Source organism: Streptomyces sp. Q2 (assembly GCF_056820935.1).
On record NZ_JBXEJE010000045.1, the window covers coordinates 70,128 to 80,847 of the forward strand.

General features: G+C 68.3%; 8 protein-coding genes and 1 pseudogene. 5 read left to right on the forward strand and 4 right to left on the reverse strand.

Translation table 11 applies throughout. The features are described 5' to 3' along the window. The first annotated feature begins 39 nt into the window (after positions 1–39). The 5 genes from ACWBNA_RS38390 (at position 40) to ACWBNA_RS38410 (ending at position 4,506) form a co-directional block, all read left to right on the forward strand. Complete coding sequence (locus ACWBNA_RS38390) at positions 40–348, forward strand: hypothetical protein (RefSeq protein WP_482709165.1); 309 nt, start codon at positions 40–42, stop codon at positions 346–348. Positions 349–530: 182 nt separating this feature from the next. Beyond that, the gene (locus tag ACWBNA_RS38395) at positions 531–875 is read left to right on the forward strand and encodes a hypothetical protein (protein ID WP_482709166.1); all 345 of its coding nucleotides are present in this window, start codon (positions 531–533) and stop codon (positions 873–875) included. Positions 876–1,388: 513 nt separating this feature from the next. Next, positions 1,389–2,108, forward strand: coding sequence for an IS6 family transposase (locus ACWBNA_RS38400; protein ID WP_482709167.1), 720 nt, complete (start codon positions 1,389–1,391; stop codon positions 2,106–2,108). Positions 2,109–2,296: 188 nt separating this feature from the next. After that, positions 2,297–2,518: a hypothetical protein gene (locus ACWBNA_RS38405; RefSeq protein WP_482709168.1), complete on the forward strand. Its 222-nt coding sequence runs from the start codon at positions 2,297–2,299 to the stop codon at positions 2,516–2,518. Between the two features lie 395 nt (positions 2,519–2,913). Then, positions 2,914–4,506 carry a peptide-N4-asparagine amidase gene (locus ACWBNA_RS38410; protein ID WP_384309028.1) on the forward strand — a complete coding sequence of 531 codons (1,593 nt, stop codon included), beginning with the start codon at positions 2,914–2,916 and terminating at the stop codon, positions 4,504–4,506. Positions 4,507–4,524: 18 nt separating this feature from the next. Here the strand turns inward: ACWBNA_RS38410 and ACWBNA_RS38415 are convergent. From ACWBNA_RS38415 to ACWBNA_RS38430, 4 genes and pseudogenes are all read right to left on the reverse strand, one after another. Continuing rightward, positions 4,525–4,896, reverse strand: a pseudogene (locus ACWBNA_RS38415) (helix-turn-helix domain-containing protein); the annotation flags it as partial. Between the two features lie 1,032 nt (positions 4,897–5,928). After that, positions 5,929–7,404 carry a cellulase family glycosylhydrolase gene (locus ACWBNA_RS38420; RefSeq protein ID WP_482709175.1) on the reverse strand — a complete coding sequence of 492 codons (1,476 nt, stop codon included), beginning with the start codon at positions 7,402–7,404 and terminating at the stop codon, positions 5,929–5,931. Between the two features lie 212 nt (positions 7,405–7,616). Then, positions 7,617–8,783 carry a cellulose-binding domain-containing protein gene (locus tag ACWBNA_RS38425; RefSeq protein WP_482709169.1) on the reverse strand — a complete coding sequence of 389 codons (1,167 nt, stop codon included), beginning with the start codon at positions 8,781–8,783 and terminating at the stop codon, positions 7,617–7,619. A 21-nt stretch (positions 8,784–8,804) separates the two neighbouring features. Then, positions 8,805–9,977 carry a cellulose binding domain-containing protein gene (locus tag ACWBNA_RS38430; protein WP_482709170.1) on the reverse strand — a complete coding sequence of 391 codons (1,173 nt, stop codon included), beginning with the start codon at positions 9,975–9,977 and terminating at the stop codon, positions 8,805–8,807. Between the last annotated feature and the right edge of the window lie 743 nt (positions 9,978–10,720).

A 10,720-nucleotide genomic window follows, 5' to 3' on the forward strand; every position in this document is an offset into this window, starting at 1 on the left:
CTGCGCCAGCGCCAACAGGCGGCCCGCGGGCTGACACTGGTGCTCAAGTTCGCCGGCGGCACCTCCTGGGAGAAAACCCGCCGCCTGCCCGAACCGTCCGGGCACGAGGACGACCTGCGCACGCTGGCCTACCAGTTGATGGACGCCGCAGGGTTGCAGCGAGGCCGCCTGACCGCGATCACGCTCAAGGGCGAGGACCTCCTCGACGCCGACCAGGCCGCAGAGCAGATCAGCCTCGACGACGCCCGCGTAGCCCGCCTGGTCGCCGAGGCGGCCGCAGACCGCGTCCGTGACAAATTCGGCCCCGCCATCATCGGCCCGGCCGCCGTCTTCCGCTGCGCCTCATGACTCGGCCTGCCCGTACTCGTGGAGGTGAGGCGTGTGCTGCTTGACCCGCCGATCTGGATGGGCTGGCCCGACAAGCTGCCCCACTGGCCCTACGTGCAGGCCGTCGACGAGGCACTGGTGGAACGCGGTATCGCCCCGGGGACCGTCCGCCCAACCGCACCACCCGCCAGTACGGCGAGACGATGTACATCAACCTGGTCTGGGACGTCAGCCGCACCGCAGGCCGCGGCGGCATACGCCTCACCTGGCACGAGGAAACCGGCTGGGCCTACGGCACGCTCGGACTCAGCTGGATGGAAGCCGACTGGGCACCCGACAAACTCGGACTCTGCCCCCGGGACTCTTACCTCAAAGGTCCCGTCACCGCGCTGCACCGCACCTTCGCGGACCCGCACGACGTGGCCGAGGCCGCCGAGCAGTTGGTGCGTCACCGGCGCCCGCCCACCGACGAGTTCCACGACGAATGGCCGCAGGCACCGTCGATCCGCGACGCGATCGACGCCTTCCGCCAGCGCACCGTCGACTAGCTCCCACGGACAAAGGCGACGTGGTGGTCCTTCCGGGAGGCGAGTCGATGCCCGCGAGCAGCAGGCCGTAGCAGTACTTGGTGTCGTCGTCCCAGGCGCGGCCGCAGACCTCTTGGCCGTCGGGCCGGGTGTACGTCCCGGCGAGCCAGCCGTGCAGGATCGCGTACGGGTCCGGGGCCCGGGGCAGATCGCTCATGGCGTCACTTTAGGAACGTGTGGGCCCGGGGTTGCGCCATGGTCCCCCTCGGTCGCGTGGTGAGGGGACGTTAGCGCACCTCGGATCGGCTCAGTTCAGGCTCATGTCGACTTTCCGGAAGAACCGCCCACCGGGATCGCACTGTCGGTGGGCCCTGCCAGGATTGCAGGCATGACGATCAAGGAAGTGACCCGTCACGCGGTCGCAGAACAGCGGATTGAGCAGGCCATGGGGGACATGCGGGGTCGGGGGTGCTGTCACGTTGGCTGAGCGGGTGGGATGATCTCCGGGTTGATCATGGTGGAGGGGGATCGTCTGTGAGGAGCGCGTCGCCGTCGTACAAGGGGCACCGGTACCCGGTCGAGGTGATCTCCCACTGCGTATGGCTGTACTTCCGGTTCCCGCTCAGCTTTCGTGAGGTGGAGGAGCTGATGCTTGAGCGGGGCGTGATCGTCTCCTACGAGACCATCCGCCGCTGGTGCATGAAGTTCGGGCAGCAGTACGCCAATTCGCTGCGCCGCCGCCAGCCCCGCACTGGTGACAAGTGGCACCTGGACGAGGTCTTCATCAAGATCAACGGCGCGCAGAAGTACCTCTGGCGGGCTGTCGACCAGGACGGCATGGTGCTGGACATCCTGGTGCAGAACCGGCGGGACAAGACCGCGGCCAGGCGATTCTTCCGTCGTCTGGTGAAGAGGACCCGTACGGTGCCGCGGGTGATCGTCACGGACAAGCTCCGCTCCTACGGCGCCGCTCACCGCGAGGTCATGCCCTCGGTCGAGCACCGCTCGCACAAGGGGCTGAACAACCGGGCGGAGAACAGCCACCAGCCGACGAGGCAGCGTGAACGTGCGATGAAGGGCTTCCGCTCCGCTGGAGGGACACAGCGGTTCCTGTCCGCGTTCAGCGGTATCTCACCGCACTTCCGGCCCCGCCGCCATCTGATGACCGCCCCCGACTACCGAGCCGAAATGACCATCCGCTTCGCCATCTGGGAGCAGGTCGCAGGCACCACTGGTCTGTCCACCATGGACTGAGCACAGGCCCCACCATGCCCCGACACGCCATCAGACACCCACACACTCAACAACGTGACAGCGCCTCCTGGCCGCCCCGTTCACCATGCCTCCCGCAGCTACCGGGGCGACGGCAAGACCACTGCGGCAGCCGCCCCAGCACGTCCAACCTCAACTACCGCGCCGGGCAGACCGTTTCCAACCTGGTCGTGACCAAGGTGTGCACCGGCGGCCAGATCAAGCTCTACAACAGCGGCGGACACGTCCACCTGATCGCCGACCTCAAGGGCCTGTATACCAGCTCCGTCGTCGACGGCACCTCCCCCTGGGGCAGCCCCTTCGTGCTGGCCAACCCCACCCGCTTCCTCGACACCCGCAACGGCACGGGTGCCCCGTCGGGCGGCTCGGCGCGAACAGCACCCCCACCGTGAAGGTCGCCGGAGTCCACGGCGTACCGGCCGGCCGACGCGATCGCCGTCCTGGTCAACAGTCCACCGGTCAGGGCGACAGCCATGGCCGTGGCGAGAGCCGGGCGAAGGTCGGTGCGCGTGAACACGACGCTCCTGCGGAGCGCGTGGCCTGTGGCAGCCCGCGATGATCTGAGTGCGGCGGGAGGGGGACTCACCACGCAGCGCAATGGTTGCACGTCCAGTGCACCATGGGGTGGCCTCGCGATCCGGGCTTCCCCGGCGGCTGGATTACGGGCGCATTCCCGCTCGGTCGGTGAACGGTCTGGAATTGGTCAATACCTTCCACCTGCCCTTGGCCGGGGCCGGGACGCGCTTGTTCACTGCGCCCTATGACACTCACGAGACCTTCGGCACCCATGAGATCCCTGATCCGTCCGGGAAGGACGGCCACCGTGCTGGCCGGCGCGCTTGCCGCCCTCAGTCTGTCCCTGGGCACAGCTTCCGCCGACACGGTGCAGGCGGAGTTCGGGACCGACTACCACGACCCGGTGACCGCCGCCCCGGCCATCTCGACGCCGCACACCAAGTCGTGTTCGGTCACGATCGCCCAGGCGCAGTTCAAGGACTTCACCCCCTACACCGGCACCTACACGCCGCCCACAGGCTGCGGCACCCCCGGCCGCTGGTCCAAGGTCGTCCTGCGGATGGACGGGAGTGTGAAGGGACGGCAATACGACCGGCTCGGTTATCTGGACATCGGAGGTGTACAGGTCTTCCGTACATCGACGCCCGAGCCCTCGCAGGACGGGATCAACTGGTCCGTCGAGAAGGACGTGACCGAGTACGAGAAGACGCTGAGTAGCGCACAGTCGGTCGACATGCTCATAGGCAACGTTGTAAACGACACCTACACCGGCGTGCTCGACGTCAAGGTGACCCTCACCTTCTACGCCCCCGAGCCCGGCCGTACACCCTCCGCCCCCGACCGGGTCATCCCCCTCAGCGACGGTGACAGCGTGACGACCGGCGCCTCGCTGACCACTCCACGCAACTCCACGCGGATTCTCGCCGAGGTGTACGCCACCGGCTCGGGCGGCGGCTGTGAGGAGTTCTGGTACTCGGTGGTCACGCCGTCCGCGTCGTACTCCTGCCAGGGCGGGGACGACGGTCCGTACCGCGAGGTGCAGGTGAGCATCGACGGGAAGGTCGCCGGAATCGCCTCGCCGTATCCGAACGTGTGGACTGGGGGCTGGTCGCCCTACCTGTGGTCGGTGATCCCCGCCCCACACGCCTTCGACGTACGGCCGCTGGAGTTCGACCTGACTCCGTTCGCGGGGCTGCTCAACGACGGCAGAGCGCACAAGGTCGACGTGTCGGTGGTCGGGGTGCCGAGCGGCCAGACGGGGTGGAGCGCGCCGACGAACATCCTGGTGTGGCAGGACGCACACAAGTCGGTGGTGACGGGGGCCGTGACGTCGTACAAGAGGGCGGATCCGGCGGTGAGCAACACCTACACCGACGGTTCGCTGCGCCACCTGGTGACCGACGGCGAGGACCGGTTGAAGGTCACCGGCTACCTGGACACCTCCCACGGCCGGGTCACGACGACGGTCGAGCGGACCGTCACGACCGCGATCGACCACCAGTGGACGCCGGACGAGAACACCGACGACCAGACCGGTACGTGGAGCGACCACCAGGCCGTGACCACCAACGGCCAGGTGTCCCGCACGAACCGCACCTACACGCTCGACGGCCGCTCCACCATCGACAGCGCCAACCGCCTCCGCGTGATCATGTCCGTCGGCGACCACGCGCTCCTCGACGCCACCCGCATCGACGACATCTACCAGGGAGACGCCACCTTCACCCTCGGCGTCCCTCGCGAGGACCGGCACGCGGTGGCCACAACCAGCGAGCGCTACCGGCTCCGGGCTCCCGGCGCGTGCTACGACCATACACTCGCGACGGAGCAAGGGGTGCTGACGAAGGACATGCGCGGCTGCTGACCCCGGACCCAGCCCTTGGCGCGCAGTCGCCGACAGCGTCATGCTTTTGTGGAACCGGCGCCCGATCAGCGTCTTGATCCTTGCCAGCCTCCAGATCTGGTCCGGCCATCCGTGCGCGAGCGGCCCCTTGGCGAGTTCCTGCTCGAGCACGGTGAACAGGGCCTCACTCAGCTTGGGCCGTGACACCGGCCCGGCAGACCGCAGCCCCTCGGTGCTGGCGTCGTGCCAGGATCGGCGCCAGCGCTGCACCGAGCGCACACTCACCCGTAAGTCCTTGGCGACCTCGGCGTTGGAGGCACCCGCAGCGAATCGCTCCGCTGCCTCCAGCCGGATCCGCTCGCGAAACGCCTGCCGTTCAGGCGTCAGCCCACCACCCTGCGGATATCTCACACAACCGGCATACCGCGACGATCACGCATCGTCAGCCCCCAACGACATCACGCCGCAAAGGTCAGTAACTACCCGGCCTTGGGACACAGTCATGCCGGACCCGGAGGCCAGCGGCCCTCTTGCAGGACCGCAGAAGACATAACTGGGGCTTCGCCAGAGTTTTGTGAAGTGTCAGGCAGACTGCTGAGGGCGGGCTTTTCTGGCATGACGCGGTGGGTGACCATAGGGGGGCGTTCCCCCGAAGGGCAGGCCGCTTGCGGAGTCGTAGCTGACGAGTGTGCCCCAGAGCGAAGATGTTGCCCTCGGGGCAACGGGTACCTGTGCGGCAGTGTCCGCGGCTGTCCAGCGGGTTGGATCCTGGCCACGGTGTCGGCACGTCTCACGGAGCGTTCGGCGGCAGACCTATGACCGCGAGTGGGGACCAGTTGGGGCCCCCGCACGGACCAGATCCATCGGCTGGTGTCGAAGTCTCCGACGCGGCAGCCTGAGACCTCGCCTATCCGGGCGGTGCAGGCGGCGAAGGGGACGACATCTCGCCAGCCGCGGTAGTGGTCGCCAGCCGGGCGCCCGGGAGGGGGTGACCTTGACGATGCCGTCACGGCCGGCCTGGAGCCGGTCGCCAAGCGCTCCTGACCTGCACTGTCAAGCAGACCCTCCGCCTGCACGCACGAGGAATCCTGTCGGACAAGGACGAATGGGCATCCGGCTGGTGCGGGACGTTCCGATGCCGGCCGCCGACCGGGTTCACACCTGGAGTCCGGGAGCCGGCGACTCCCCTGTGGGCTGCGGTTCGAGCACCTCGCCACACTCACACTCGTGGTGGTCGAAAGCCGCCCGGGCCGAGTTGTGCTGTTGGGGCATCCGGCCGGGGCGGCGTCGTACGCGGCTGGGCAGCCGCTGGGTGCGCGGTTACGGGGTCGTGTAGGGGTCCTNACACTCGTGGTGGTCGAAAGCCGCCCGGGCCGAGTTGTGCTGTTGGGGCATCCGGCCGGGGCGGCGTCGTACGCGGCTGGGCAGCCGCTGGGTGCGCGGTTACGGGGTCGTGTAGGGGTCCTGGCTGATCAGGTGGGCCTTCAGACCCTCGCCGACGCCAGGTTCCGGGGTGCCCGCCCAGTCCTTGATGAGCACGGCACCAGTGCTGCAGCCCCACGGGTTCCACGTCCACGCGAGATAGCCCATGCTGTGCGCGTCGGCCCAGTCCACCAACCGCTGCATGTAGTCGAAGCCGCAGTTGTCCTGGCCGAACTCACCGATGACGACCGGTACCTGTTGTGCGAGCGGCGCGACCTGACTGTCCCAGCAGGATTCGGTCGCACAGGCGTTGAAGCTGTAGGAGTGCCAGGACGCGGCGATGTTGTTCAACGGGTCGGTCGGCTTGTACGTCAGCCACTCGCGCATGTCGTTGGCCCACTCCAGGCCACCCAGCATGAGGACGTTGGTCGCGCCGGTGGCCCGGACCGCGTCGACCAAATCCTGCATGCCGGCCGTCTCATAGGGAAGGCCCGTGCAGGTACCGCCGTCTCGCCAGCACCGCCAGCCGACGGTCTTGTCCCAGTCGGCGGCGATCTCCGGGTACGGCTCGTTGAACAGATCGAAGACGACGGCATCATTGCCCTTAAAGGCGTTGGCGACACCGGTCCAGAACTGGGTGGCGTACTGCGCGTCCGGCATCGGTTTCTGGCAGGTCGCGGTGGCGTCCTTGCAGTGCCAATCCGGCCCGTTGGTGTAGGCACCCCGGGTCCAGTGCAGATCGAGGATCGGGGTGATGCCATTGGCCACCAGCAGGTTGACGTAGTCCTTGACGCCCTGCTGGTAGGTGGCTCCACTGGGCGAGCCGTTGATGCCGAGCCAGCATTCCTCGTTCAACGGCACGCGTACCGCGTGGATGTTCCAGGTCTTCATCGCGTCGACGGAAGCCTGGTCGACCGGGCCGCTGTCCCAAAGCCCCTTGCCCTGCACACAAGCGTATTCACCGCTGGAGCGGTCCACACCCAGCAGCCGGTACTGCTTGCCGCTCGCGGTGACGATCTTGTTGCCGGAAACCTTCAGTTCCGGGGCCGGACCACTGGGACCGCTGGTCGGAGTGGTGGTGGGGCTGGGGGTCGGGGATGTCACCGAGCCGGTACAGGTCACGCCGTTGAGCGCAACCGATGCGGGTTCCGGATTGACGCCCTTCCACGCACCGGTGAACCCGATGGAAGCCGACCTGCCCGTATCCAGCGCTCCGTTCCAGTCGAGGCTGGTGGCGGACACGTGGGTTCCGGACTGTGTCCACGTGGCACTCCAGCCGTTGGTGACCTTCTGGTCGGAGTTCGGGAAGTCGAACGTCGCGGTCCACCCTCGCACGGGGGAGCCGAGATTTGTGATGGCCAGGTTCGCGGTGAACCCTCCCGGCCATTGGCTCTGCACCTTGTACGCGACCGAGCAGCCGGTGGCGGCTGCCGATGCGGGCAGGGTGGCGATTGCAAGGCCACCCAGGATCAGTGCACCGGCGGCGCCGGTGGCCATTAAGGCGTGACGACGTTTCACTTGATCTCCTCGTTGCCGTAAGGGATCGATGAGCTCGATACCCAGCTGATCGACGAGCTGGTGAGCCGGTCCCAGGCCGAGGGCCTGCAGCTGACCGGTCCACCAGGCGGGTACTGCGTGCCGTACGGATCAAGGAACCAACAACTGTCGCGCGTTCAGATCCTGTCTTCCCGACGGACCCCACGCGGGCGTCAGCAGCCGATCGGTGAGGAGCCCAGGGTCACGTCGTCGAACCAGAGAGTGTCGTCCCCGGTGCCGTAGCTCTCCCACCCCAGGCGCAGGCCGGTGGGGCGGGGAGGGGTCCCACGGGCGAGCCACTGCCCGTCGACGTTCTGGGTCGCTACCCCGTCCACGTGCAGTCCGGCGACCTCCTGGTCGTCGACCCATGTGCGCATGGACTGGGCGGTGGTGTCGATCTGGAACCGCAGGCACAGCCACCGGCCGGTCGGCAGCGGCGTGCTGAGCGCGACCCCCGCCGGGCTCTGTTCCGGCAGCGTCGCGTCGTCGCTCTCGCGGTTCCACTGCAGCGCGCCGTTCTGCCCGCCGACGCGCAGCGCCCTGCCGCCCTGTGAGGCGTCCGGCATGGATACGAAGGTGACGTGGTTGGTGGGCAGGGCGGTGGTGTGCCGGACCCGCATGCGTACGTACACCACGGGCCCGACGGAGGACAGATCGCGGGTGGGGGCTGCGAAGACGTGGTTGCAGTAGCCGGCGCCGCCGTCGACGCGCAGCGACCTGGTGCCGCTGTAGGCGACGGACGTGTCGACGCTGACCTTCCCCGTGCCCTGGCAGTCGGGTGCCGTGGCCTGCCAGGGGCCCGAGGGCACGGTACCGGTCTGGTCCTCGAAGTCGGAGCAGATCGTCGCCCCGGCGCATTCGGCCGGCGCCGTGGCGGTCGCTGTCGGTGAGGCGGTCGCCGTCGGGGTGGGACTCGCGGTTCCGCCGCACGGCGTGCCGTTGAGGGCAAAGGCGGTGGGAGCCGGGTCGGCGGTGCGCCAGGTGCCCTGGAGCCCGAAGTCCACGGACCCGCCGGCGGCGAGCACGGCATTGTGCGCGACGTTCACGGCGGTCACCGTGCTGCCCGACTGGGTGACCTGCGTCTTCCAGGCGGACGTGACCTGCTGGTCGCCGCCGTATGTCCACTCCAGCCGCCAGCCGTTCAGGGCGGCGCCGAGGTTCGTGACGCGGATCTGGGCGGTGAAGCCGCCGGACCACTCGTTGGTGGTGTACGTGACCGTGCAGCCCGTCGCCGCGCCCTGAGCGCGCGACGTCGCGATGGCGGGAAGGGCCACCGCCACCACGGTCAGCACCAATGCCCAGAGCGGCAGGCGGTGGCGGCGCACGCGTAATGAAGTCATGGCCATGATCATCTCCGGGAGTCAGGACGCGGTGCAGGAGAGTGTGCCGAGGTCTCGGTCGTCGCCGCTGAGCGTCATCCCCCAGGTCGTCGACGCGCCCGGTGTCAGCGAGCCGTTGTAGGAGACGTTGTGAACGGTGGTGGCGGGGCGGGACGGATCCACCACCGCGTTCCAGCGGTTCGCCACGGTCACACCGCCCGGCAGGGTGTGGTGCACCGACCAGTCAGTGACCGGCCGGGACCCGGTGTTGGTGACCGTGACGTCGGCCTGGTACCCGCCCTGCCATGAGCCGGTCAGCTTCCACTCCGCCGTGCAGGCGGTGTCGCCGGAGGGGCTCGGCGCGGGAGTGGGAGGTGGTGTCCCTCCAGAGCTGTCGGTGGTGTAGGGGACGGCGGTGTAGTCCTGCGAGCAGCCTCCCGCGCAGCCTGACGGCAGCGAGAAGGAGTACGTACGGCCGCCGCCCAGCCAGGCGTAGGCTGCGTCGCGGATCCGTATGGTGAAGCTGCTTTGGCCGGAGGCCGTCGCGCCGATGACGTAGGACTGCCCCATGTCTCTGTTCATTGCGGCGTCGGTCCAGGTACCGTTCGCCAGGTACTGGACGCCGTGGATGCCGTTGGGCAGATGGGAGACGGCGATGGCGGGCCAGTACCGCTGGGCTCCCCTGAGGAAGCCGATACGGATGTCGCTGCTGTAGTCCGAGGCCGGGACGAAGCTCCAGGAGACATGACGGTTGTTCCAGTGGTCCGGGTACATCGCCCCCACGGGGGTGCCGCCGATCCGGAAGCGGTTGAGGGAATCGGTCGCCAGGTCGAGGTGGTTCGGGTCGTCCCGGCACCAGGCGTTGGAATCGGCACAGCTGTCCGTGACGAGCATGGTCAGGGTGGCCCCGTTGTACTTGTCGGCCACCCAGGAGCCGTTGCGGCAGAAGGGCCGGCCCGGGGCGCCGTCGTTGGTGCCGGAGCAGTAGTCCCCGATGGTGACCTTGACCCAGCGGCCGCAGTTGCGGCCGTTGTCGAAGACGCCCTTGACCGCTGCGCTTGAGTCCGGCACCGGGCGGGGGTAGGAGCCCGAGTAGTCGCCGGGTGTGTTGAACACGTTGAGCGCCACGAAGTCCTGGCTGTCCAGTTCGCGCTGCGGCAGACCGCAGCCGCCGTAGGGGCTGCCGAGCCCGGCGAAGTGGGTCGCGTTGCCCAAGACCTCAGTGGCGGCGGTACTCGCCGCGGGCGGCTGGGCCGCCGCGGCCACGACGGGTAACGCGGCACAGCAAAGCGCTGCCAGCAACACAGCAATGCGCTTTCGGGCGGGCGAGCGGTGGATCGAAAGAAGCTGCATGGGGGGATCCGCCTTCTTCGCGACGGGGCGCCGTGACGTTCCTGTGGGACTCCTCTCGGAGTGAGCGCTGGAGCACCCCCACTGTGGGAGCGCTCCCACAGTCTCCGTATCCGGGACTGTAGAAGAGGGCCATGACCCTGACAAGGGGTCGCGTTCCGTCGGAGTTTTCGCCGTGTCCGGGCTGGGGCGTGTGCCCGGCCCGGACAGGGGGTGGAATCAGTTGGGGTTCGGCCTCTGCTTGGTGCCGCCGCTACAGGTCCACAGCTGGACCGGGGCGCCGTCGGTGGTGGAGGCGCCGGTGACATCGAGGGACAGGCGGGACGGGGCGGGACTGGACTGGACGTCGGTGACGATCTCGCCGGGGTTGAGGTCCCCTGCTGGTGGGCCCCGCCCTGGCAATGAACCGGGACGTTTTTGGCACCCTCCCAGACCAGAGCCGAGTGCTGCGGGCCCGTCCGGCTCAACAGCTCCTCACGCGACTGGGCCCGACCCCCGAGTCCCGCAGTCTGATCAGCAGGCGTCCGATTGTCGGCGTACAAGCGAACGTGCACCACCTCGTACGGATGAAAGTGCACCATTTCTGATGCGGTGACGGGGTGTCGGCC